The following is a 24,279-nucleotide window of genomic DNA, read 5'->3' as shown; positions in this document are numbered from 1 at the left end:
CTCATGCTGGTATCTTTATGGTCTGCGCACCGGCAGACATTAATGGTAGTTGAATGATTGCACAGGCACCGGCGTGGTCCTGCCCGTCAAAGATCTCAGCGTCGGCAAGTGTCAGCGTCCCGCTGTGTTCTTCGATAATTTTCTTCACGATTGGTAGGCCAAGTCCGGTGCCCTTGTCCCGTGTTGTAACATAGGGTTCGAACAACCGCGCCCTGTCTTCGGGCAGCCCGATGCCATTGTCAGAAATGCTAATGCGCACGTGATCGTCATATTGTAGCATTTCGACGCGGACTTCAGGTTTATACTCAGCTGTGCCGTGTGTTTCTTTATATGTTTCAGTCGCTTCACCAGCATTCTTAATCAGGTTGATCAACGCCTGACTGATCATCGTACCGTCCATGTCGGCCAGTATCGCGCTTTTGGGAAGCGACGCGGAAATCTTAACAGCCGGCTGCCCGGCCTTCTGCAAAGCCACAGCATCCGCAACAAGCTGGGTCAGGTCAGCAACGGCCATTTCCGGTTCGGGCATTCTAGCGAACTTTGAAAAATCGTCGACGATACGTCGCAAGTCATTGGTCTGACGTACGATGACATCTGTCATTTGTTCAAGCTTGCTCGCATCGTCACCCAATTGCTTGGCAAACTTACGCTTAATACGCTCTGCTGACAGCTGAATGGGCGTAAGCGGGTTTTTGATTTCATGGGCGATACGCCGGGCGACATCACCCCAGGCGGCCATCCGCTGCGCACTGACCAGGTCGGTCACGTCGTCAAACGCCACAACATAACCTTCGAGCGCCCCATCCGCGTTCCGGCGTGGGGACATCCGCACCAAAAGGCTTTCTTGCTGGCCTTTACGTATTAGGTTTACTTGTTCTTGTACGTTGTCAGATCCCGCGCTGATCATTTGGCTGAACAGATCCGCAAACTCTGGAATTGCGACAGGCAGTGCCGTCGGGCCACTGTCAGGGTTAACTGATAATAGGCGCTGCGCTGACGGGTTTACCAATGTGACACGGCCGTCCGCATCCAAACCAACAACCCCTGACGTCACAGAACTAAGCACCGAGTCAAATAACCGACGGCGCTGTTCGGTCATCCGGTTCGTTTCCAACAGCTCATCACGCTGCCCCTTTAACTGCCCGGTCATAAGGTTAAAGTAGTGACCTAGCTGCGATATCTCATCATCGCCGTCGTCTTCGATAACGCGTACGTCCAAGTCCCCACCGCCGACGCGCTGTGAAGCGGAAACAAGACGTCCAATCGGCCGCGATAAGCGCTCTGCAAACCAAAGCGCGCCCCAGATAGCGGCCAAAATCAAGATCACCGCAAAGCCAAGGTACAAGAGGCCAAACTGGAACAACATCTTACCTCGCTCTGTTGCAAGCAGTTCGTACTGTTCAACAGTTTGCGTTGTGTCATTAAGCAATAACAAAACGTTACCGTCCACACTTCGTGTCACATATAAATAGCGATTGCGAAATGCGGTCAGTGGCATCAAGGCGCGGAATTCGTTGTTTTCAACGTCCTCGATGATAGCGAGACCATCACTGTCCGCGACGGCAAATATCTCGGCGCTTGGGCGTTCGTAGTCGAAATCATAAGAGCCCGTGCCACGCGCCGCGATATCACCGTTTCCATCGATAACAAACGCCTCGGACAATGATCTATCGATCTGTGGCTGCACGTCCCCCAGGGCGCGGCGCACTTCGCCATCGTCCATAAACAGGTTTGCCTGCCTTTCGCGGTTCAGATAGCCGGCGAGGCCCCTTGCATCTCTGGTCAGTTCTTGGCGGTGCTCTTCTTCATAGGCTTGCGCAGTCGTCAGTGACGTTCGCAGGACGTTCCCGACAGGCTCGGAAAACAAGCCTTCAAGCGCGACGGAAATAAGTAGAACCGAAAATACCGCAACCAGAACCGTCGGGATCAGGGCTGAGAGTGCGAAAACACCGGTCAGGCGCAGGTGCAATCTCGAACCAGCTGATTTTGCGCGTCTCGCGGCGACCATTCGTGCGACTTGCCGCATCACAACGGCCATCACGATTAAAACGTAAACAAGATCGCTGAGCAGGATCAAACGCAGCGGCGGTGAGGATGCACCCTGACTTAACGGGCCAACCACAATGTAGGTCGCAACAGCCAAAACAGGCCCCGCGACCACAAGAGCCGCAGTGACAAAGCTTTGAATATGGCGTTGGCGTTGCCAACGGCCAAACCGCATCAAATAAGAGGCCCAATAGGTACGCCGCACGCCTCAGTCTCATTTATTTAGGTGGGTTTTCCCACGTTACCGCCGGTACGCGTGGCAGCTATGCATCATAGAAGCACATCAGCCACGGTCCTGTTGCGGTTTTACATCAATTTGCGGCGGCGTGTCACGCGGATATCGAGGTCAGTGATCTTCTTGCGCAAAGTATTGCGATTGATACCAAGTAAATCAGCACATTTGGCCTGATTTCCGCCTGTTGCGTCCAATGCGATCTCAATTAATGGCCCTTCGACCTCTTTTAAGATCCGATTGTATAGGCCCGGGGGCGGCAAGACTCCGCCGTGCAGGTCGAAATAACGACGCAGGTGCTTACCAACGCTAGCTGACAGCTTCTCGCCCTCGCCGCCTGACCGCAGTGGTTCAATAGCCGGCTGGTTACCCAAGACCATCTCGACTTCTGCGCGAGTGATCTCTTCTTCAGCAGCCGTAAAGACCAGGCGGCGGACCGCATTTTCTAACTGGCGCACGTTGCCGGGCCAGCTGTAAGCGCGAACCAATTCCAACGCAGATTCGCCAAAGCGACGCACGGGTGCACCGTCACGCTCTGAGCGGGCTAGGAAGTGTTCAGCGAGCAGCGGGATATCGTCGACGCGTTCGCGTAGTGAAGGTACATCAACCGTGACACCGCCAAGCCGATAAAACAGGTCCTCCCGGAATTTTCCTTCTTCCATGCGTGCCATCAGGTCAGACTGCGATGTCGCCATGATGCGTGGCGCATTATCACCCAGCGCATCCAGCATACGCACAATACGGCCTTGAGCGTCGTCTGATAGATCACTGACCTCGTCAAATAGGATTGAACCACCCTTTGCGCGGCTTAAAACCGCAGATGGGCCATCCATGCCTTCCAAATCGGAAGCGGAGACAACGACAAAAGGAAGGCTCCGGCGATCCGAAAAGTCATGAACCGCGCGAGCGATCAGGGATTTCCCGGTACCGCTTTCGCCGGTGATCAAAACGGGCAGTTGCGTGTTCATCACCCGTGCGACAAGGCGATACAGCGCCTGCATGACGGGAGTGCGACCAACTAAAGGCAAATCACCCGCCTGTTCCGATGCGTTAACATCGGGAGCACGGGTATTGGGCGCACGGCGTTTAACTTCAAGCGCACGCGCAGCACGCTTCATCAGATCAGGCAAATCGAAGGGTTTCGGCAGGTAGTCATATGCGTCTGCCTCGGCTGCTTGGATAGCCGTCATAATAGTATTTTGCGCAGAGATCACGATGACAGGCAGGCCCGGTCGCGCTGCTGCAATCTTTGGCAATTGATCAAGCCCATTACCGTCAGGCATCACAACGTCCGAGATCACAAGGTCACCCTTGCCCTCGTCTACCCAACGCATCAACGTCACGAGCGACGAAGTCGCGTGCACCTTGCACCCTGCCCGCGTCAGCGCTTGGGTCAGTACGGTCCGGATTGTCCGGTCATCATCTGCAACAAGAACGGTACCGTCCATTAGCTTTCTCCTACTTCAGTCTCTTTTGGTGCCAGCGGCAATGAAATGCGGAACACTGTGCGGCCCGGGACGCTATCGACAGTAATCCATCCGCCCCCGTCACTGATCAGCTTGGACACAAGCGCAAGCCCAAGCCCTGTTCCGTTTTCTTTGCCCGACACAAATGGTTCAAAAATATCATCGGCGATCTCGGGCGGCAGGCCCGGACCATTATCAATAATCTCAATTTGAAGCGGCAGACGCGCCTGTGTTCCGTCTGACCGACGTACACGCAGCGACGTGTCATAAAAGGTGTGAAGCCGGATTGCCCCACCTTCTTTGTTCGCTTCTGATGCGTTTTTCAGGAGGTTCAAAAAGACCTGCAGCAGTTGATCCCCATCAGCTAAGGTCTGCGGCAATGACGGATCGTAGTCTTCGATATAAAGCATATGTGCGCCAAACCCGACCGAGGCAGACTGTCGCGCGCGATCAAGAATGTCATGAATATTGACCGCCTTTAACAATGGCGGGCGTAAATTGCCGAATTGCTCAACCTGTTCAAGCAGTTTCACGATACGGCGGCTTTCTTCCACGATCAGGTCCGTCATTTCCTGATCTTCAGTGCTTAGCCCCATCGAAAGAAGCTGGGCTGCACCTGTAATCCCAGCCAGTGGGTTCTTGATTTCATGGGCAAGCATTTCAGCCATACCGATCGCCGATTTCGCGGCCTTTTCGGACGAATGATGCTGGTTCACGCGGCTCGCGATTTCGCGCGGGCTGATCATCACAATCATGACCTCTTCGCTGCCCTGCAATGGCGCGAATTGCAGGTTACACATCATCGGCGCACGTTCACCGCTACCGACGTTCACGTCGTTCACAAACAGTGACGAACGGTTCTCGCGGGCACGATCGAATGGCTCCTCTAGCGGTGCGTCGATCATGACCTTTTCCCAAATCCGCTGACCTGTTAGCGATTTGCTCGACATGTTCAGAAAGCTTTCAGCGGCAGGATTACTTGAGATAATCAAGTCGTCCCCATCCAACATCAGAGCAGGCACAGGCAAAGACGACCAAAGCGCAGTATCAAGTATCATGCGGGTACCTTTTGGCTAAGAGCTTCGGGAAGATCACGTAAGACATCGCGCGGGTCTGCGTGGGTCAAAATGGCTTTGCGCAAGACTGGATCGGCGTGGGCATCATCCATGTACCAACCCAAATGCTTACGAGAGACTTTGCGCCCCAATTCCGTTCCATAGAACGACAGCATTGCCTCATAATGAGCGCTGACCAGATTGACCAAATCGTCCCCTACTGGGACTTCCACGTCCGGCCCGCCATGAAGTGCGGCTGCAACTTGCGCCAGGACCCAAGGCCGCCCCTGCGCACCGCGCCCGATCATCACGCCATCAGCCCCTGACAGGTCCAACGCCTGACGTGCAGTGGCTGCATCAATAATGTCGCCGTTTGCGATGACAGGGATCGTGACGGCATCTTTGATTGCGCCAATCGCTGACCAGTCGGCGGCACCTTTGTAAAACTGACATCGCGTACGCCCGTGGATCGTAACAAGTTTGATCCCGGCGTCTTCGGCGCGTTTGGCCACGTCCGCAGCATTCAGGCTGTCATCATCCCAGCCTAGCCGCGTTTTTAACGTGACGGGCACGTTTACGGCATTCACTACGGCCTCGATCAACGACAAGGCGTGATCAGGTGTTCGCAGTAATGCAGAGCCCGAATAACCGTTGGTCACCTTTTTCGCAGGGCATCCCATATTGATATCGATCATGGCCGCGCCATTGGCTTCGATCATGCGGGCTGCCTCGGCCATCCAATATGCGTCGCGCCCGGCAATCTGAACCGCTGTACCCTCTTGGTCATAGCCCAGTTCAGCACGTTCGCGTACCCCGGGCTTGGCCTGCACCATTTCCTGACTCGCGACCATTTCGCTGACGACCCAGCCCGCGCCAAAAGACGCGACAAGCTGCCGAAATGGGAGATCGGTAATGCCCGCCAAAGGCGCGAGCGCAACGGGAGGCTGCAAAGCCACATCGTTGAGCGTGATCGATTCGTTGTTTGCCAAAGGAACAGTCATTCGCTTAAAGGGTGTGCGTTGTGCATGACCTAAGTCGAAATGCCTGTTTTCACAACGAAACCCCAAGACAAATCACGAAATAAAATGGCAAATGCCTATTTATTGTGCGTTTAGCCGCGCAAACTGTCGAATTGCGCCCCAGCGGGTTGAAGCATAAACCAGTGCAGACCAAAGGACGCAGCAACATGAAAACAGCCGCAATCATCGTAGCAGCCGGGCGCGGAACCCGTGCAGGTGGTGAGCTACCAAAGCAGTGGCAATTGCTAAACGGCAAGACAATTGCCGCCCATGCGATGCAACCATTCGCAGATCATCCAGATGTCGGGCAGATCATACTCGTGCTACATCCTGATGATCGCGACACTGCAGTTTGGAGTGACACACACCCAGCCACGATTGTGACCGGCGGAGCTACACGACAAGAATCTGTTCTTGCCGGGCTTCGGGCGGTGACGGAGGCGACACACGTCCTTATTCATGACGCAGCGCGCCCAATGGTCACATCTCAAATTATCGACCGCGTGATCGTTGCCTTAGGAACCCACCCGGGAGCTGCCCCTGCCGTCGCGGTGACTGATACATTGTGGCATGGCGCAGATGCGCAAGTCACTGGAACACAAGACAGAAATGGCCTTCACCGTGCACAAACTCCGCAAGGCTTTGCGCTCGGACCGCTGCTTGCTGCACATGAAAAAAGTGACATTACCGCAACCGATGATGTGTCAGTCGCACGCGCCGCAGGACTAGACGTCGCCATCGTGGCAGGCGATGAAGATAACATCAAAATCACGACCCCGAGCGACTTTGCGCGCGCGGAAAAACTCATGAGGCACGAGATGGATATCAGATGTGGGAATGGTTACGACGTACACCGCTTTGGCCCCGGCGACCACGTTTGGCTTTGCGGTGTAAAAGTTCCCTTTGATCGCAGCCTTCAGGGGCATTCAGACGCCGACGTTGGAATGCATGCCGTGACCGACGCCATCTACGGTGCTTTGGGGATGGGCGACATCGGACAGCACTTTCCGCCCACTGATCCGCAATGGAAAGGTGCAGCCAGTCATATCTTCCTTGAACATGCCGTCGCGCTCGCCACCGAACAGGGTTACCGCATTAGCAACATCGACTGCACGCTTGTTTGCGAGTTTCCCAAAGTCGGACCACATCAACCCGCCATGAAATCAGCCATGTCGCAAATCATGGGGCTCGGCGCTGACCGGATCAGCGTCAAAGCAACCACGTCAGAGCGCCTTGGATTTACGGGCCGCGGTGAAGGTATCGCGGCACTCGCAACAGCAACATTGGTGAAACCATGACTCATTTAATCGCGACCTTCTTTTATGTAGGACACATGCGCCCTGCGCCCGGAACGTGGGGGTCATTGGCCGCCCTGCCCGCTGCTTGGCTGATCTATACAGTACTCGGCCCTTGGGGCCTGCTGGCTGGCGCTGTAGTTTCCTATTTCGTCGGCGTCTGGGCCACGAAAGAAGAAACACGTGGAAAAGAAAACCACGACCCATCCGAAATTGTTATCGACGAAGTCTGCGGTCAGTGGATCGCATTGCTGCCTATCGCCTACGGCGCGCATATGATGTCAGCCAACATCACCGCACTGTGGCCCGGCTGGGTCGCGGCATTCTTACTGTTTCGCCTTTTTGACATTACCAAGTGGGGTCCAATTGGCTGGGCAGATCGCCGCAATGACGCGACTGGCGTGATGCTGGACGACGTGATCGCAGGTCTTTTCGCCGCAATCGTCGTTATCGTGCTTGCAGGCCTGTCACACGGGTTACTGATGTGAAAACGCTGATCGATGCCGCCAGCGCCAAAGGCGTGATGATAGCAACCGCAGAAAGCTGTACGGGCGGCATGGTAGCGGCTGCAATCACGGATACAGCCGGAAGCTCTGCGATATTTGACCGTGGGTTTGTCACCTATACGAACGCCGCGAAAATGCAGATGTTGGGGGTAAGTGATAAGACGCTTGCCGCCTATGGTGCTGTATCCGAACAGGTCGCAGACGAAATGGCGCGCGGTGCGATTGCGCATTCCGATGCACAGATTGCGGTGTCGATCACGGGCATCGCTGGTCCGGGCGGATCAGAACACAAACCCGAAGGCCGCGTTTGCTTTGGCATTGCAACAGCCGGCGATTGCCAAACTGAAACTGTAGAATTTGGAGCAATTGGGCGCGAAAATGTAAGGCTGCGCGCACGCGATCACGCGCTCGGACTGCTGCAAACCGCAGTAGTTTCATTTAAGCACAATAATTAATCACACCGTTTATTTTTTGATCATTCAGGTCGCAGTCTACGAACCGATGCAAACTTAGGCAGTTGATTTCCAACTTTGCTACTTTTCTTAGCGTTCCGAATCCGCATTAACGCCGCCTCAATGGGAAAACCCAAACGGAGGGGACATTATGAACGGAGCGGATACAGCGTGGATCATCGTAGCCACGGCGCTTGTACTATTCATGACATTGCCAGGACTGGCATTGTTTTACGGGGGGCTGGTGCGCGCGCGCAATGTTCTCAGCGTCTTTATGCATTGCTATGCAATCGCATGTTTAATGAGCATTCTTTGGCTCGCGCTGGGCTATTCCATCGCGTTTGGCGGCTCAGGCAACGCCTTTTGGGGCGGTCTGGACAAAATGTTCCTTTCTGGCATCGATGCCGACACGCTTAGCGGTTCAATTCCCGAAGTGCTGTTCTTTGCCTTCCAAATGACCTTTGCCATCATCACGCCCGCACTGATCGTTGGTGCATATGTTGAACGTATCGGCTTTGGCTTTGTGCTACTTTTCTCGGCACTTTGGATGCTGCTTTGCTATGCACCTGTGACGCACTGGATCTGGGGCGGCGGCTTCTTGTCTGATGGCGGCATCTTTGGTGAAACTGGTGTACGCGACTTTGCCGGTGGTATCGTTGTTCACGAAACTGCAGGACTTGCTGCCCTGATCCTTGCGATCTTCCTTGGTGCACGTCGCGAAGGCACAAAGCCCCCACATAACCCCGGCATGGTTATGATCGGTGCGGCGATGCTTTGGGTTGGCTGGTTTGGCTTTAACGGCGGTTCACAGCTTGCTGCTGATGGCGGCGCAGCTATGGCACTAACAGTCACACATATCTCTGCAGCAACAGCATCACTGACTTGGGCGCTTTGGGAGCGAATTAAGTTCGGTCGCGCATCATTGGTTGGCATCGTGACTGGTACGATTGCTGGTCTGGCATCTATCACTCCGGCGTCTGGTTTCGTTGGCCCTATCGAAGCGCTGATCATCGGTGCTGTCGCTGGTGTGCTTTGCCAAGAAATGGTCAACCTCATCCGCAACAGCCTTAAGATCGACGATACACTAGACGTATTCGCTGTTCACGGCGTTGGTGGGATCTTTGGTACAATTATGATCGCGCTGTTTGGCGCGGGTTCGTGGGCGGCTCAGCTGGGTTCACTTGCTATCGTTGGTGTTTTCACCACAGTCGTCACGATCGTTCTGATCTATGTCTGCAAAGCAATTACACCGCTACGCGTTGACCAAGACACCGAAGTTCAAGGCCTTGATATCACCGTGCATGGTGAGCGCGCCTACCACTTCGACTCTTAAGAAATTAGGGGTGCTGCGCGAAAAAGCGCAGCGCCTCTTGCGTGGCATCAATGCTGCGCGGCTCTCGGAACGTCCGACGCCCACCCGGCCAAACGTGGCCACCTCCTTCGATCTTGATCAAACTGACCCACGGCACACCGCGCTGCGTGGAATAGTCTGTGCGCGTCACGACGCCACTTCGAACGGCCCGCCGCTGCAGCGACCGAGCAGAAGCTGCTACGAATGCGTGAACGACGTCTTCAACGGCACTAAAAATTGAGGTCCCTCGCGTACGAGGGCCACTACCACCATTGTATGGTACGTTCTGGTCCGCCGTGCCGTGGATCGTCAGCAACGGGACTGGGCCACGGAGCCTATCAGATGCAATATCCATCGTACCCGCGACACCAACGACGGCTGCAACTTGCAAGGGCCGATAAGCGGCGTAGCGTTCCGACATCATGCTGCCGTTTGACATTCCCGTCAGGTAAACACGTCTGACATCCAGATCAAACCGCACCCCTGCGTCGGCAATAACACGATCTATGAATGCGATGTCGTCAACCTGATTGCGCTGGGCTTGGCCACAACAATAGCCGACATTCCACGTTGGTATGCGCCCGGTACCTGCCGGGTAAATCACTGTATAGCCCAATCGAAGCGCTGCATTACTTAGTCCGGAACTACGGGCAAATTGATCAGGGTTTCCGCCTCCGCCGTGCAAACCTAAAATCACGCGTGCCATTGAGGGATCATCGGAAAGGTCGATCCGGTAATAGCGACCATCAGAGAATTTGACGGTCTCGGCTTGACCGCTGAAAGGGATCAACGAAAGCATAAGAAAAAGTATGATACGCATCTGACGGCTCCAATTCATTGGGCGCAATGTCAGATGGTACGTTTATTTGGGCGTTTTCCGTCGCCAGCAGTCAAAAAATTATCCGTAAAGCTCAGATGCCCGGCGCTCAAACGCGCGCACAACGCGCTGCATCGCTTCATTAAAGAACATACCAGCCGCACCCTGTAAAAGCCGGTTCTTGAATTCAAAATCCACGTAGAAAGACACTTCACAACCGCCATCTACGTCTTTGAAATTCCATTGGCTTTCTAAGTGACGGAATGGGCCATCTAGGTATTCGGTGTCGATCCTTTGCGCCTCGGGCCAAAGCGTCACCCGGCTTCCAAATGTTTCGCGGAATACTTTGAAAGAAATCACCAGATCGGCCAGCATAACCTGTTTGTCGCCCTGATCATCAACGCTACGCACGCGTGCTGCCGCAGTCCATGGAAGGAATTTAGGGTAATTCCCCACATCACCGACAAGATCAAACATTTGCTTTGCCGTGTAGGGCAGCGTCTTGGTTTCAGAGTGGGTCGGCATTTTAGGTCTTTCACGGGTGACTTCACGCCCTGATGTCGTAAACTGCGGCCAGAAAATCAACCCTTGTCTGATACTGAGTACCCTATGCCGCACCGCCCCTATAAAATCGACGAAATGATCAGCGCTAAGGCCATCGCGGCACGAATCGAAGACCTTGCCCGTGAAATTGGGCGTGAATTCGCAGACACCGACAAGCTGGTCGTCGTTGGGCTGCTGCGTGGGTCATTCGTTTTCATTGCAGATCTGGTCCGCGAATTTGATTTACCAGTCGAAGTCGATTTCCTAGAGGCGTCATCCTATGGCGACGGCATGGAAAGCAGCCGCGAAGTGCGCATTCTTAAGGATCTGCGTGGACAGATCGAAGGACGTGACGTGCTGGTCGTCGAGGACATCGTTGATACTGGCCACACGTTGAAACACGTGACCGAATACCTGCAAACCCGTCACCCTGCCCGCCTGCGCACAATTGCCCTGTTGGACAAACCCGCCCGCCGCGAGGTTGATTTTAAGGCTGACCTGATTGGCTTTGAGATTCCGGACGAGTTTGTTGTCGGCTACGGAATCGACTTTGCACAGCGCAACCGCAACCTGCCCTACATCGGCAAGGTGCGGTTCATCGACGAACCATGAATATCCGCTGGCTTTTGCGCGCCAAAAGGATCGCAGCGCGTCCGCCGTCTGAAGCCATGTTCAAAATGGTAGTCGGGATCATTCTGTTTTGCGCCCTACTGTACGGAATAGAACGCTTTATCGGGTGGCCCGAGTGGTTAACGCCTAACGAAACACTTCGGGTTCGCCCCAAACCTATGAATTAGGCCATACCCAGCTTTTTCATCCGCGCATCGCGCAGACGCGCGAAATCATCACCTGCATGATAGGATGACCGTGTCAGCGGCGTGGCCGAAACCATCAAGAAACCCTTACCAAATGCGGCCTTTTCATATGCAGCAAATTCTTCCGGCGTTACAAAGCGATCCACTTTGTGGTGCTTTGGTGTTGGCTGCAAGTACTGACCGATTGTGACAAAATCGATGTCAGCGGCCCGCATGTCTTCCATCACCTGAATCACAGATTGGCGGTCTTCGCCCAGTCCAACCATGATGCCGGATTTAGTGAACATCGTTGGGTCGAGCTCTTTCACGCGCTGTAACAGGCGCAGTGAATGGAAGTAACGCGCACCCGGGCGTACTTCTGGATAAAGGCCCGGAACGGTTTCCAGATTGTGGTTAAATACGTCAGGGCGTGCCTTCACTACGACCTCAAGCACTTCTGGTTTGCATCGAATAAAATCGGGCGTCAGAATTTCGATCGTCGTGTTAGGTGATTGACGACGAACTGCGCGAATGGTCTGGGCAAAATGCTCTGCCCCACCGTCTTCGACATCATCACGGTCAACCGACGTAATAACGACGTGGTTCAAGCCCAGCTTTTTGACAGCATCTGCAACGCGGCCCGGTTCAAACACATCCAATGCTTCGGGCGGCTTACCGGTCGCGATGTTGCAGAATGTACAAGCGCGTGTACAAACCTCACCCATAATCATCATGGTAGCGTGGCCCTGCGACCAGCATTCGCCCACGTTCGGACAGCCTGCCTCTTCGCAAACCGTAACCAGCTTGTGTTCACGCATGATATCGCGGGTTTGTTTGTACCCTTCGGACGTGGGTGCCTTAACACGAATCCAATCTGGCTTTTTGGGCTGCGCCGCATCTGGGCGGCGCTGCTTTTCCGGGTGACGCTGCGCCGGAATTTTCAGATCGCGTGTTGGCATGTCGGTCTCCGATGGCTCTTGCTGATTACCTAGCGTCGGTACGGGGAATTGTCCAACGCTGATGATACACGACATGCCAGCACTGCGTTAATTGCATGGGCTGATGCGCTAACCGATCATCGGCGCATACTTTCCGTTGGTGGTTTCGTAGTGGCGCTGCAACCGCTCTAGCGCGATCCGCAGGACGATTTTGCCAGAACGCGCAGACCAACCCATAGATTTTTCTGTCTGTTCCAGACCCTCAAGAAAGCAACAACAGCGCAATACAATGTCACCTAATCCGGGCCCTAAGTCTGCCAGTGCTGTTTTCACGCGCTTGCGGGCATCATCGGCCGGCTCATCATCATCCATGATATCTTCCCAGCTTTTGATGTGATCACCACCCAACTGAGCCAATTCAAAATCTTCGCGTAGCCGTTCACCGACAGCAACCAACGCACGATCCAAGAATGGACTTCCATCGCGATCCTTGCGCCGTGCAAGCCCAACCAGCGGGCTTTCGGTCCCATGATATCTGCGGGTTCTACGCGACCCACCATCGATTGCATCCAGATCCCAAGCTGCTTCGGCGTCGGGATCACCGCGATTGTGACCTAGACCATGGGCACGGTTTTCATCTTCGGCGGTCAGACGGCGCAGCGCGGCACGACCAGTATTTGTGATAAAATATCGTGCGACGCGGCTTTCGGGATCTGGGCAGCTAATCCAATCCTTAAGCGCCATCGCTTGTGCGATTTCACGATCTACACATGCTGTCCGTAGCTGATCATCGTTACCAGCCTCGCGGACAACAACCGCTGATTCCATGTCGCGGGCCACAGCCAATATCGCGCCTGGCTCGCAAAGCCTGCGCAAAATACGTTTTGCTTCTTGGTCGATGCGGCGCTGAGTAAGCTCTGGCCCCGCATGTGTTTCTTTGCACTTGAGTTGCGCGATCATTGCAGTCTTTCCCCGTTTATTCGCAATATCAACTGATGAAACCTGATGAGAGAGCGCATCCAGCGCCGCGTCGATCAAAGGGTCGTCACGGCGTCCCTCAAAACGCCGAACTTGCCGTAAAACCGTGGAAGGATGGCAATCGCTTGCCCGTGCAACGGCACGGATCGATAGACCTTTTTGCGTATGAGCCAAATAATTACGCGCAGCGTTCGGTATCCACACCGGCAGCCGTTCGGACCGTTCTGGCCCCTTATTTAAAGTCATGTCGCGCGTCCTCTTTCGCAGATTTCAATGCGCCATCGCAGGTCCTAAACAACGGTGACACATAGAAAAATCAACCTATGAGTGCTTGGTTACCTAAGTGTTAACGACCATATTGGCCCGTCAACTATTCTTGCCAAATGATAAACAAGTCTGACCAATGCGTTCTTAACAAATCGTCATCCCGCAACACCCACCGGGGCTGTGGCATGTTTCACCGACTCAGCAATACACCGACAAGGGAACGATTATGCTTGATCTGGAAACACGCATTCGCACGCTCAAACGCCCCACGTTACTGGCGCGGGCTGCTAGATTTGGAATGGATGACTATCGCCGTGACGTGCATTTACGCCGCATTATTGCTGAAGAACGGCTCCCCCGACATGCCGAAGCAATTATGCGTTTGCTTGACATCGAAGCTGAGATGAACACGCAGCGGCTGGAGCATTCGGGCGAATATCGCGTCGCCCGACATGTCGATGTTCTGATCGCGATCGCAGGCGAAGCACAGTTAATGCGTGCGACCCGCCTGCGGCTTGTTGAACCTTCGGATTAACCGAAGGCGTCAGGCATGCTGGCCTTTTTGTCAGCAACATAGGCCCGCAACCGTGCCTCGATCTCAGGGTCGAGCGCGGGCTGCTGGTACGTATCAAGCATCTTCTTGACGCGTGCAGTGGCCAACGTTTGCGTATCGCGTGCGCCTTCTTCGTCCCATGTTTCAAACGGTTTGTAGTCCAACAAATCTGTCCGCCAGAATGCAGTTTTAAAGTTCGCTTGCGTATGTGCACAGCCCAGATAATGACCACCGGGGCCGACCTCTGCGATCGCATCCATGGCTTGGCCATTTTCCGACATATCCACGCCGCGTGCAAAGTGGTGCAAGGTACCCAGTTGATCCGCGTCCATGACGAATTTCTCGAATGAAGCAACCATGCCACCTTCGAGCCAACCACAGGCGTGCAACATAAAGTTCACACCAGATAGCAAACCCATCTTCAGGCTGCTGCCAGTTTCGTAACCAGCCTGCGCATCGGGTAATTTGGAACCGCAGAATGACCCAGCTGAACGATAAGGCAGACCCATCCGGCGGGCCAGTTGCCCTGCCCCATAAGTAATGTGCTCTGCCTCCGGTGTGCCAAATGTTGGCGCGCCAGAGTTCATATCGATCGATGTCACCATCGTCCCAAAGATCACAGGCGCCCCCGCGCGCACCAACTGTGAATAGGCAACGCCAGCAAGGACCTCTGCCAATGTTTGTGTCAGCGTACCCGCCACCGAAACAGGTGCCATTGCGCCACCAACGATGAACGGGCTGATGATGCAGGCTTGGTTATTTGCGGCATATACCTCAAGCGCGCCCATCATTGTGCTATCGAACGTCAACGGAGAGTTGATGTTAATCAGCGATGTCATGACGGTGTTTTCTTGCACGAACTCTTTGCCGAACAAGATTTCGCACATCTCGACCGAATCTTGTGCGCGAACAGGTTCTGTCACCGCGCCCATGAACGGTTTGTCACTATATACCATATGCGCCAAAAGCATATCGAGGTGACGCTTGTTCACAGCGATGTCTGTTGGCTCGCATACGGTCCCACCCGAATGATGCAACCATTTCGACATATAGCCAAGTTTCACGAATTTTTCGAAATCCGCGATCGTCGCATAACGGCGACCACCTTCTGCATCGCGCACAAACGGCGGACCATAAACAGGTGCTAGCACAAGACTATCACCACCGATAACGACATTACGTTCGGGGTTACGCGCATGCTGCGTAAATGTTGATGGGGCCGTTTCACATAGCTTGCGTGCCAAACCACGTGGGATGCGAACACGTTCGCCGTCCACTTCCGCACCGGCAGCTTTCCAACGTTCCAGCGCCGCTGGGTTATCAACAAAGTTCACGCCGATCTCGGCAAGCACGGTTTCAGCGTTGGCCTCGATGACCTGAAGTGCTTCTTCGTTCAGCACCTCGTAATTAGGAATATTTCGTTCGATGTACTTAGCGGTTTCGATGCTAATGGCTGTACGCTCTGCCCGGCGAGCCGCGCCACCACCGCCGCGTGCGCGGCGTCCTGATCTAACTGGTGCATCTGACATGAAACATTCCTTTAACGCTATCCTGCACATCAAATATAGAACGCGCCCTCCACGACCTGCTATTTTTGCGCCGTTTCAGGCGCGAAAACGACATCAAACGCCACGAAGCATAAAAAACGAACAAAGCCTCATCCTTTGCTGCAGAATTCCCGCGCGCCTCTTGCACAAATCTGTGACTGGCTTTACCGAAGCGCCATGGAAAACAGCACCCACGAACGCCTTCTCATTATTGATTTTGGCAGCCAGGTTACGCAGCTGATTGCGCGTCGCCTGCGCGAGTTAAACGTCTACTGTGAAATTCACCCCTATCAGTTGGTTACAGATGCATTCCTTGCGGAATTCGCACCTAAGGCCGTGATCCTGTCTGGCGGCCCCGATAGTGTGACCCGCGAAGGATCGCCGCGTGCGCCGCAGTCAGTATTTGATCTTGGCGTGCCAATCCTTGGCATTTGTTACGGTCAGCAAACGATGATGACCCAGTTGGGTGGCAAAGTTGAGTCTGGCCACGGCACTGCGGAGTTTGGCCGTGCCTATGTGACCCCCAAAGAAAAGCTTGCGCTACTTGATGGCTGGTTCCTAACCGACAAGGAACAGGTCTGGATGAGCCACGGCGACCATGTATCTGAAATCGCACCGGGTTTTGATGTTTATGGAACATCGCCAAACGCACCATTTGCGGTGACCGCAGATGTTTCGCGTAACTTCTACGCCGTACAATTCCACCCCGAAGTGCACCACACGCCAAACGGTGCAAAGCTGTATGAAAACTTTGTCCGGATTGCTGGGTTCACCGGTGATTGGACGATGGGCGCGTATCGCGAACAAGCCATTGAAGCGATCAAAGAACAGGTTGGTGACAAGCAAGTCATTTGCGGCTTGTCCGGCGGTGTCGATTCATCTGTCGCTGCGGTCTTGCTACACGAAGCCATCGGCGATCAGCTGACATGTGTATTTGTGGACCACGGATTGCTGCGCCAAGGCGAAGCCGAAGAAGTCGTGACAATGTTCCGCGACAACTACAACATGAAGCTGATCCACGCTGACGAACAAGAACTTTTCTTGGGCGAACTCGAAGGCCAAGACGACCCCGAGACAAAGCGCAAAATCATCGGCAAGCTGTTCATTGACGTGTTCCAGAAATACGCAAATGATATCGAAGGCGCTGAATTCCTTGCCCAAGGTACGCTCTACCCCGATGTGATTGAGTCTGTGTCGTTTTCTGGCGGTCCGTCGGTCACAATCAAGTCACACCACAACGTTGGTGGCCTGCCCGAAAAGATGGGTCTTAAGCTGGTCGAACCGCTGCGCGAACTGTTCAAAGACGAAGTCCGCGCACTAGGCGCAGAACTGGGACTACCGCCTAGCTTTATCGGGCGTCACCCATTCCCTGGGCCAGGCCTTGCGATCCGCTGCCCCGGTGAAATCACACGTGAAAAGCTGGAAATCCTGCGCAAAGCTGACGCCGTCTATATCGACCAGATCCGCAAACACGGGCTGTACGATGATATCTGGCAGGCCTTTGTTGCGATCCTTCCGGTACGCACCGTTGGCGTTATGGGCGATGGGCGCACGTATGATTTTGCCTGCGCATTGCGTGCGGTGACATCCGTGGACGGCATGACAGCGGATTACTACCCATTTACCCACGAATTCCTTGGTGAAACCGCAACGCGGATTATCAACGAAGTCCAAGGTATCAACCGCGTTACCTATGACATCACATCAAAACCTCCGGGAACGATCGAATGGGAATAATGGGTAAGCCCGGCAATGTGCGCCTCACAGGCACGATCGTGATTCCAGCGGACCAACTCGAGGATTTGGTTCCGCTTTTAGAAGAGCATATCGTGCTGACCCGCCAAGAGCCGGGCTGCCTTCATTTCGACGTCACGCAGGACGCCGAAACCCCCGAACTGTTCCACGTCAGCGAACTGTTCACATGTGAAGACGCGTTTGCCGCACATCAAAAGAATGGCGCGGCTAGACGCTGGGGGCCGGCCAGCGCCAACCTGAGCCGCGATTTTCACAAAGAGACATTGTAGCGACTTGCAATTTCCCTTGCGTCAGGTGCAACTGCTCTGATGAATAATATCTTGAAGGCCGGGCTCTGGATGCTTGGCGCAATCGCATCGTTTACCAGCATGGCAATCGCAGGACGTGCGGTTAGCTTCGAACTGGATACCTTTGAAATCATGCTGTTTCGCAGCATAACGGGTATCGTTATTGTGGTCGCTATTGCATCGTATCTAGGAACGATCAGACAGATCAAACGTGATCGTATCGGGCTACATTTTGTTCGAAATATTTTTCATTTTACCGGACAGAATCTTTGGTTTTTCGCGATCGCCACCATTCCACTGGCGCAGGTCTTTGCACTGGAATTCACGACACCCATTTGGGTGATCCTTTTGTCGCCACTCATCTTGCGCGAACGTATGACCCCCATTGGATTACTAAGCGCGCTTATCGGGTTCATCGGTGTTCTTATCGTCACGCGACCAGACGCCGCCACGATTAGTCCCGGCCTAATAGCAGGCGCCGCCTGTGCTATTTTCTTTGCGCTTACGGCAATTTTTACGCGCAAACTAACGATGACAGAGCCCATCACAGTGATCATGTTTTACCTCACAACGATGCAGGCCGCCTTTGGCCTAATCTGCGCGGGTTACGACGGCGATATCACCTTTCCATCCGCACAGACTTTGCCGCTCATCATAATGATTGGCTTTGCCGGCCTTTTCGCCCACTTCTGCCTCACACGCGCGCTCAGCCTCGCGCCCGCAAGTATCGTCATGCCCATAGATTTTGTGCGGCTCCCCACAATCGCAGTGGTTGGCATGTTGGTATTTGATGAACCGATCCAACTGATGGTATTTGTCGGCGCTGCTCTGATCTTTACTGCAAATTATCTAAATATCAGCTACAGTACCCCACCGGCAAAACCTGCGACGCGATAAAAACAGCAACTAAACTGTTCAGTTTATTGCAATTTTATGACGCCACGTTTAGGACGCGCGGATGACGCAGCGTCAAGAATTGACGCAAAGCTAACCCACTCCTTAGGGTCAATCCACGAGGAGATTCATGACAGGGATGAGGACATGAAAAACGTATTTACAGCAGGTGCAGCTCTGCTGCTTACAACAAGCATCGCTAGCGCGGGGGGACTTGATCGCTCGGGTCAAGGCATAGGGTTTATCTTTGAAGAAGGCGAAGCTGCCTTTGGTTCATTCGCGCTCGTAAGCCCCGAGATCAGTTCCAACCCGGAAGCTGCCGCTGGAGATACAGGGCAGAACTATACAAGCCTTAGCTTTGGCTACAAGAAGCCGGTTGGGAATGGCTTGGAACTATCGATTATTGTTGACCAGCCATTTGGCGCCGACATCGCATATGGCACTGGGCCGTTAGCAGGAACCGAGGCAAGCGTAACTTCTAGTGCAGCTACCGGAATTCTACGTTATATGACCTCAGAAAATGTAAGTGTTTATGGTGGTTTACGCCTCCAATCACTACGAGGTGAGGCGAGCGTGCCTGCTGCAGGTTATACCCTTGATACAGAAACCTCCTATGGTGCTGGATACTTGGTTGGTGCTGCATACGAACGCCCCGAAATCGCACTTCGCGTGGCGTTGACGTACAACTCGGCAATTGATCACACACTCGCAGGTGAAGAAGCATCACCAATTCCAGGCGGTCCAGTGACCGATTTTGATGTCACAACACCGCAGTCAGTGAATCTCGACTTCCAAAGCGGTATTGCCGCTGACACTTTGCTGTTCGGTTCGATCCGGTGGGTCGAGTGGTCGGAGTTTGACATCACTCCAGCCCGGTACGCGGGCGGTTCTCTTGTAGATTATTCAGAAGACGTAACAACCTACACTCTCGGTTTGGGTCGTCGCTTTAGCGACGTGTTCTCCGGCCAGTTCTCAGTTTCTTACGAAGAATCACAGGGCGGGATTGCACCTAACCTTGGACCGACTGACGGTTACATCAGCTATTCTGTGGGTGGTGAGTACAAAGTTAACGACCAAACTAAGGTTCGCGGCGGCATACGGTACGTTGATATTGGCGACGCACAAACACAGTACTTCGCATTCGAGGACAACAGCGCCATCGCTGTAGGAGCTAGTGTAGTCTACACGTTTTAAAGTGCAGAAATAAGTCCAGAAGCCCCGCCCAACCGGCGGGGTTTTTTGTTGCGCATAATTCGGGTTGCTTGGCGCGTAGAATAGCGATCAAGTCTTTTTATGAATCAAAAAACGCTTTCTTCCCGTGCTTGGTCCGAACTCGTCTTGCTCAGCGTAATTTGGGGCGGCGTATTTTTGGCGGTCCGTATCGCACTTGATGAAATTGGTTTCCTGACCGCAGTGGCACATAGAACCGGTTGGGCAACGCTCATTTTGTGGGGCTATGTCGTTTTGCGCCGCTTGCCGATACCACGTTCACCCGCAATTTGGGGCGCGTTTTTTGTGATGGGGTTGCTTAACAATGTCATCCCATTCTCTCTCATGGCTTGGGGGCAGCTACATATTTCGACCGGTCTTACTGCAATTTTGAATGCTGCAACCGCCGTTTTCGGTGTCCTCGTTGCAGCTATATTCTTTGCTGACGAGGAACTCACAACGCGCAAATTAATCGGCGTTCTCTTGGGGTTTTCTGGTGTTGCGACCGCAATCGGGCTTTCCTCACTAAGCGAGTTCAATATTCGTTCCTTAGCGCAAGTCGCAGTTATTGGCGGCACGATCAGTTACGCGTTTGCAGGCGTATGGGCGCGCAAGACGCTGGCTGGCCTTACCCCCCAAGTCGCAGCGGCAGGTATGTTAACGGGTTCGAGCCTCACAATCATTCCAGTTGCTTGGTATATTGAAGGGCCGATCAGCTTCGACCTAACGGCGCAGACTTGGCTTGCCATTGGGTACTATGCGGTGATCGCAACCGCGCTGGCCTATTTGCTATATTACCGGATCCTTGCGATGGCGGGCAGTGGAAATCTTATGCTATGCACCCTGCTCATCGCACCAGTCGCGATCATTCTTGGTGCGATCATATTGGGCGAATCCCTGCCCGTGCGTGCCTACGCTGGTTTTGCCCTGCTCGCGCTCGGACTGGTCATAATCGACGGTCGATTACTGTTCCAGCACTAAGGCAACCGTGCCAATACGGCGCGCGCTGCACGTAGGCCCGGTGCTTCGCCCCCACGACCAAGCAGATCCATCGTCAAATCCATCGCATCGTTCTGGGCACTTGGGTCCGCCAATACACCTATGACCGCATCCACAATGTCCGAAGGGATGCAGTTCTTGCCAATAAATTCCGGGATCACACGCGTGTCTGACACCAAATTCACTAACGTGACAGTATCAACCAATAGCATCCGGCTGATGATAATCCGGCTCAGCCACGCCATGTCATAGGCAATCACCATCGGCGTACCGTTTGCAGCCAGCTCCAGCGAAACGGTCCCAGAGGCCGCTAACGCGACGTCTGCCCGTTTGAACCACGCAGCTTTGTCGGGGCTGTTTGGTGCCAACACCGTCACCGGCACATCCCAGTCGGCGACCTTCTCTTGGACGAGCGCATGCACGCCTTCTGTCGTCGGAATGACGAACATCGCATCGGGGGTTCTGGCTGCGATCTGCTTGACGGCTTGACCAAAGCGGTCAGCTAGACGCCCGACCTCTCCCTTGCGGCTACCGGGAAGCACGAGCACCACCGTGCCCTGCCCCAATACATTTGCCTGTTTCTCTGTCGCGATTGGCTCTGCCACCACTGGATGTCCAACAAAGTCGCAGTCCATTCCTGCGGCATGCATATAAGGTGGTTCGAACGGAAAAAGCGCCAGCACGTGATCAATATGATGAGCCATCTTGGCGGCGCGACCGGCTCGCCATGCCCACACCGTTGGGGCCACATAGTGCACGGTGCGAATGTCGCTCTCTGCCTTCACCAGTTTGGCAACGCGGAGGCAAAAATCAGGACTGTCGATTGTGATAAGAACGTCCGGCTGCGTCGCAATAATTGCATCCGCCATTTCGCGAATCCGAGCTTTCAGCGCACGGTATTTCGGCAATATCTCGGCCAACCCCATGACGCTGAGTTCATCCATTGGGAAGCGGCTAACTAGGCCCTCCGCTTGCATCAATGGTCCGCCAACCCCGTCAAAGGTCACTACCGGGCAAAGCTGCTTGAGCCCGGCCATCAACGCGCCGCCCAGCTTATCCCCTGAAGGTTCACCCGCAATAACAAAGACCTTCATGCCCCACCTCTGGGGCGCACCCATAAAAACATGTCCTGCGCATCAAGGATGCGCCGCACGGCAGATAAATCGAGCACCATGACGCCGCCCGCCTCAACGACAATACCATCTAGGCCGGCTTCGGCAGCTAGCATTGCGGTCCGTGGGCCAATAAGTGGCAGATCAGCACGCCAATCTTGTTCGGGCTTTGGCGCCTTGAACAAAATGCCTCCTTCAGCGTTTTCAGCGCGCTCTGGGTGACCTGCAAGCCAACGTCGAACTTCCTTGGCTGCTGCGGCGGTTGCTTCTATGCCCCACTGTAACGGATCACCGGGCATGCTTTTGCGATCGTTTGGCGCGCATAGTTTTTCCAACATGGCATCCGTACCATTTGCATCTTCGCGTAAGATGATCGCACCATCTCGGACGACGCACGCCTGACCTGTATCCGAAAGACCCATCTCAACGACGCATGCTTCGCCCGTGAAGGCATCAACCGTGTGCCCTGCAGCTGGTCCCTTTTTGGTTAGCACACCTGCGCGCGGTAACAAATCGTGCGCGACGTCATGTGCCGCCATGACCTTGAAACCGTGCTCTTCAAGGATCGCGATGATGATGCGCAGCGCCCCATCGTCACCTTGTGTCAGGGCAGCTTGGACCTTTGGCACCAGAGGCATGGTGGCGGCGTCAATCTGAGCCGGATCAATCTGCGGGCGGCGCACTGCACCGGCCATACAAATCTGCGTCACACCCCGGTTTTTGAGGTCCGCCAAAAAGCTGCCCAGATGCTCCATCCGAAAAGTAACATCGGGGGACATGCTGGGTTCAAAACCTCGCATGGCGCAAATCAACGGCCGCTCTGGCAGTCGTGCCACAAGCGCGGCAGGCAGATCACCCGTCCCTGCGATCAATGCAAGCATCAGCCGGGCGTCAAAAAGTTGCGGTCTGTATCGCCAAGGATAAAGGCCACCATCTGTTGAACGTATTCGCTATCGCTTTCATCCGACAGCCGTTTTGCGCGGTCTTGAAACGTACCTTCACCGTCTTTCAGCATCTGGAATGCAGCGCGAAGTGCAGTGATATCAGACCGTGCCACCCCTTTGCGTTTCAAACCAACTAGGTTCAAACCATCCAAGACACCACGCGGCCCTTGGACCAAGCCGTGTGGCACTACATCGTTCGTGACCATCGTAACCGCGCCAATAATGGCACCTTTGCCAATCCGCACCCATTGGTGCACGCCACATAGCCCACCGATGATCACGTCATCCTCGATCACGCAGTGGCCAGCAACGGCTGAAGAGTTCACGACAATCACGCGGTCACCGATCCTTGCATCATGTGCGATATGGCAACCCGCCATGAACAAGCCATCGTCACCAACACGAGTCTCGCCGCCACCTTGGGCCGTGCCCGTGTTCATCGTCACATGTTCGCGAATGCGGTTGCGCGCACCGATGCGCAGGCGCGTCGGTTCACCGTCGAACTTTAAATCTTGAGGGATTTCACCAATGACGGCGAACGAAAAGATGACAGTATCGTCACCAACATGCGTATCGCCATCGATGACCACATGACTTTTGAGCGTCACCCCGTCGCCCAACACGACCTTAGGGCCGATCACACAAAAGGGACCGATGGTGCAGCCTGCCCCAATCACAGCACCGTCAGCAATGACGGAAGAAGGGTGAATATCGCTCATTCTTTTGGCAGGTCCATCATCGCGGTAAATTCTGCTTCTGCAGCCATTTCACCGTCGACGGTTGCAACGCCTTTGAATTTCCAAACCTTGCCGCCGGGTTTGCCACGTGTTGTTTCCACATGCATTTCAAGCACGTCACCGGGCACAACTTTGCGGCGGAATTTGCAGGCATCAATCGCCATGAAATACACGAGTAGATTGCCTTCGGTCAGACCAAGTGTTGTGCCAACCATAACGGCTGTTGTTTGCGCCATGGCTTCTACGATTGTGACGCCGGGCATGATTGGGTTGCCCGGAAAATGCCCCTGAAAATGAGGTTCATTCATCGTGACATTTTTGATGCCAACGGCCGACGTGGTGCCATTGATGCTGTGCACTTTGTCCACCAACAAAAACGGATACCGATGTGGTAGAATTTTTTGGATCAGAATAATGTCGGCTTCGGTGACAGGATCAGACATCGGATGGTATTCCTTGTTATTGCTGCTGATCTGAGTACCA

At 54.2% G+C, this 24,279-nt stretch carries 24 protein-coding genes; 11 read left to right on the top strand and 13 right to left on the bottom strand.

Features of this window, described 5'->3' with window-relative positions; genetic code table 11:
* Nucleotide 1 precedes the first annotated feature (1 nt).
* The 4 genes from ACHUEV_RS17300 to dusB form a co-directional block, all read right to left on the bottom strand.
* Nucleotides 2–2,221, bottom strand: a complete 2,220-nt coding sequence (locus ACHUEV_RS17300; RefSeq protein ID WP_394182158.1) for a sensor histidine kinase NtrY-like — start codon at nt 2,219–2,221, stop codon at nt 2–4.
* 131 nt (nt 2,222–2,352) lie between these two features.
* Entirely contained in the window at nt 2,353–3,726 is a 1,374-nt protein-coding gene (locus tag ACHUEV_RS17295; protein ID WP_394182110.1) for a response regulator, read from the bottom strand.
* Complete coding sequence (locus ACHUEV_RS17290; protein ID WP_394182108.1) at nt 3,726–4,802, bottom strand: two-component system sensor histidine kinase NtrB; 1,077 nt, start codon at nt 4,800–4,802, stop codon at nt 3,726–3,728. The genes ACHUEV_RS17295 and ACHUEV_RS17290 overlap by 1 nt, the downstream gene beginning before the upstream one ends.
* Nucleotides 4,799–5,800 carry a tRNA dihydrouridine synthase DusB gene (gene dusB / locus ACHUEV_RS17285; RefSeq protein WP_394182106.1) on the bottom strand — a complete coding sequence of 334 codons (1,002 nt, stop codon included), beginning with the start codon at nt 5,798–5,800 and terminating at the stop codon, nt 4,799–4,801. Before dusB ends, ACHUEV_RS17290 begins: the two co-directional genes overlap by 4 nt.
* Before the next feature lie 185 nt (nt 5,801–5,985).
* On the opposite strand from dusB, the gene ACHUEV_RS17280 reads away from it, so the two are divergent.
* The 4 genes from ACHUEV_RS17280 to ACHUEV_RS17265 all read left to right on the top strand — a co-directional run bounded on the left by ACHUEV_RS17280 (nt 5,986) and on the right by ACHUEV_RS17265 (nt 9,404).
* Nucleotides 5,986–7,116: a bifunctional 2-C-methyl-D-erythritol 4-phosphate cytidylyltransferase/2-C-methyl-D-erythritol 2,4-cyclodiphosphate synthase gene (locus ACHUEV_RS17280; protein ID WP_394182104.1), complete on the top strand. Its 1,131-nt coding sequence runs from the start codon at nt 5,986–5,988 to the stop codon at nt 7,114–7,116.
* Nucleotides 7,113–7,601 (top strand): phosphatidylglycerophosphatase A family protein, encoded by a 489-nt coding sequence (locus ACHUEV_RS17275; RefSeq protein WP_394182102.1) that lies wholly within the window; start codon nt 7,113–7,115, stop codon nt 7,599–7,601. Before ACHUEV_RS17280 ends, ACHUEV_RS17275 begins: the two co-directional genes overlap by 4 nt.
* Nucleotides 7,598–8,074 carry a CinA family protein gene (locus ACHUEV_RS17270; protein ID WP_394182100.1) on the top strand — a complete coding sequence of 159 codons (477 nt, stop codon included), beginning with the start codon at nt 7,598–7,600 and terminating at the stop codon, nt 8,072–8,074. Before ACHUEV_RS17275 ends, ACHUEV_RS17270 begins: the two co-directional genes overlap by 4 nt.
* A 148-nt stretch (nt 8,075–8,222) precedes the next feature.
* Nucleotides 8,223–9,404 (top strand): ammonium transporter, encoded by a 1,182-nt coding sequence (locus ACHUEV_RS17265; protein ID WP_394182098.1) that lies wholly within the window; start codon nt 8,223–8,225, stop codon nt 9,402–9,404.
* Between the two features lie 4 nt (nt 9,405–9,408).
* Here the strand turns inward: ACHUEV_RS17265 and ACHUEV_RS17260 are convergent, their stop codons facing one another.
* Together ACHUEV_RS17260 and ACHUEV_RS17255 are read right to left on the bottom strand one after the other, a co-directional pair.
* Entirely contained in the window at nt 9,409–10,242 is an 834-nt protein-coding gene (locus ACHUEV_RS17260) for a CE1 family esterase (RefSeq protein WP_394182096.1), read from the bottom strand.
* Between the two features lie 78 nt (nt 10,243–10,320).
* Entirely contained in the window at nt 10,321–10,764 is a 444-nt protein-coding gene (locus tag ACHUEV_RS17255; RefSeq protein WP_394182094.1) for a type II toxin-antitoxin system RatA family toxin, read from the bottom strand.
* Between the two features lie 84 nt (nt 10,765–10,848).
* On the opposite strand from ACHUEV_RS17255, the gene hpt reads away from it, so the two are divergent.
* Nucleotides 10,849–11,394: a hypoxanthine phosphoribosyltransferase gene (gene hpt / locus ACHUEV_RS17250; protein WP_394182092.1), complete on the top strand. Its 546-nt coding sequence runs from the start codon at nt 10,849–10,851 to the stop codon at nt 11,392–11,394.
* A 181-nt stretch (nt 11,395–11,575) separates the two neighbouring features.
* Here the strand turns inward: hpt and lipA are convergent, their stop codons facing one another.
* Both lipA and ACHUEV_RS17240 read right to left on the bottom strand, forming a co-directional pair.
* Nucleotides 11,576–12,535 (bottom strand): lipoyl synthase, encoded by a 960-nt coding sequence (gene lipA / locus ACHUEV_RS17245; protein ID WP_394182090.1) that lies wholly within the window; start codon nt 12,533–12,535, stop codon nt 11,576–11,578.
* 108 nt (nt 12,536–12,643) lie between these two features.
* Complete coding sequence (locus ACHUEV_RS17240) at nt 12,644–13,738, bottom strand: DUF6456 domain-containing protein (RefSeq protein ID WP_394182088.1); 1,095 nt, start codon at nt 13,736–13,738, stop codon at nt 12,644–12,646.
* Between the two features lie 247 nt (nt 13,739–13,985).
* On the opposite strand from ACHUEV_RS17240, the gene ACHUEV_RS17235 reads away from it, so the two are divergent.
* Nucleotides 13,986–14,294 (top strand): DUF6477 family protein, encoded by a 309-nt coding sequence (locus tag ACHUEV_RS17235; RefSeq protein ID WP_394182086.1) that lies wholly within the window; start codon nt 13,986–13,988, stop codon nt 14,292–14,294.
* On the opposite strand, the gene ACHUEV_RS17230 is transcribed toward ACHUEV_RS17235, so the two are convergent.
* Nucleotides 14,291–15,841, bottom strand: a complete 1,551-nt coding sequence (locus ACHUEV_RS17230) for a trimethylamine methyltransferase family protein (RefSeq protein WP_394182084.1) — start codon at nt 15,839–15,841, stop codon at nt 14,291–14,293. The genes ACHUEV_RS17235 and ACHUEV_RS17230 overlap by 4 nt on opposite strands.
* 195 nt (nt 15,842–16,036) lie before the next feature.
* Here ACHUEV_RS17230 and guaA point away from each other — a divergent pair, with 195 nt between their 5' ends.
* The 5 genes from guaA (at nt 16,037) to ACHUEV_RS17205 (ending at nt 20,985) form a co-directional block, all read left to right on the top strand.
* Nucleotides 16,037–17,596 carry a glutamine-hydrolyzing GMP synthase gene (guaA, locus tag ACHUEV_RS17225; protein WP_394182082.1) on the top strand — a complete coding sequence of 520 codons (1,560 nt, stop codon included), beginning with the start codon at nt 16,037–16,039 and terminating at the stop codon, nt 17,594–17,596.
* Nucleotides 17,587–17,883 carry a putative quinol monooxygenase gene (locus ACHUEV_RS17220; RefSeq protein WP_394182080.1) on the top strand — a complete coding sequence of 99 codons (297 nt, stop codon included), beginning with the start codon at nt 17,587–17,589 and terminating at the stop codon, nt 17,881–17,883. Before guaA ends, ACHUEV_RS17220 begins: the two co-directional genes overlap by 10 nt.
* Before the next feature lie 39 nt (nt 17,884–17,922).
* Nucleotides 17,923–18,798: a DMT family transporter gene (locus ACHUEV_RS17215; RefSeq protein ID WP_394182078.1), complete on the top strand. Its 876-nt coding sequence runs from the start codon at nt 17,923–17,925 to the stop codon at nt 18,796–18,798.
* Between the two features lie 144 nt (nt 18,799–18,942).
* The gene (locus ACHUEV_RS17210; protein WP_394182076.1) at nt 18,943–19,989 is read left to right on the top strand and encodes an outer membrane protein transport protein; all 1,047 of its coding nucleotides are present in this window, start codon (nt 18,943–18,945) and stop codon (nt 19,987–19,989) included.
* Nucleotides 19,990–20,088: 99 nt separating this feature from the next.
* Complete coding sequence (locus ACHUEV_RS17205; RefSeq protein ID WP_394182074.1) at nt 20,089–20,985, top strand: DMT family transporter; 897 nt, start codon at nt 20,089–20,091, stop codon at nt 20,983–20,985.
* On the opposite strand, the gene lpxB is transcribed toward ACHUEV_RS17205, so the two are convergent.
* The 4 genes from lpxB to fabZ are packed head-to-tail and all read right to left on the bottom strand — an operon-like array spanning nt 20,982 to nt 24,239.
* The gene (gene lpxB / locus ACHUEV_RS17200; RefSeq protein ID WP_394182072.1) at nt 20,982–22,097 is read right to left on the bottom strand and encodes a lipid-A-disaccharide synthase; all 1,116 of its coding nucleotides are present in this window, start codon (nt 22,095–22,097) and stop codon (nt 20,982–20,984) included. The two genes, ACHUEV_RS17205 and lpxB, sit on opposite strands and share 4 nt — an antisense overlap.
* Entirely contained in the window at nt 22,094–22,996 is a 903-nt protein-coding gene (locus tag ACHUEV_RS17195) for an LpxI family protein (protein ID WP_394182070.1), read from the bottom strand. The genes lpxB and ACHUEV_RS17195 overlap by 4 nt, the downstream gene beginning before the upstream one ends.
* The gene (gene lpxA, locus ACHUEV_RS17190; protein WP_394182068.1) at nt 22,996–23,778 is read right to left on the bottom strand and encodes an acyl-ACP--UDP-N-acetylglucosamine O-acyltransferase; all 783 of its coding nucleotides are present in this window, start codon (nt 23,776–23,778) and stop codon (nt 22,996–22,998) included. The genes ACHUEV_RS17195 and lpxA overlap by 1 nt, the downstream gene beginning before the upstream one ends.
* Entirely contained in the window at nt 23,775–24,239 is a 465-nt protein-coding gene (gene fabZ, locus ACHUEV_RS17185) for a 3-hydroxyacyl-ACP dehydratase FabZ (protein ID WP_394182066.1), read from the bottom strand. The genes lpxA and fabZ overlap by 4 nt, the downstream gene beginning before the upstream one ends.
* Nucleotides 24,240–24,279 lie beyond the last annotated feature (40 nt).

The sequence above is a fragment of the Yoonia maritima genome, from assembly GCF_043641945.1.
Lineage (GTDB): Bacteria > Pseudomonadota > Alphaproteobacteria > Rhodobacterales > Rhodobacteraceae > Yoonia > Yoonia maritima_B.
This window is presented reverse-complemented; position numbering and strand designations above follow the sequence as displayed.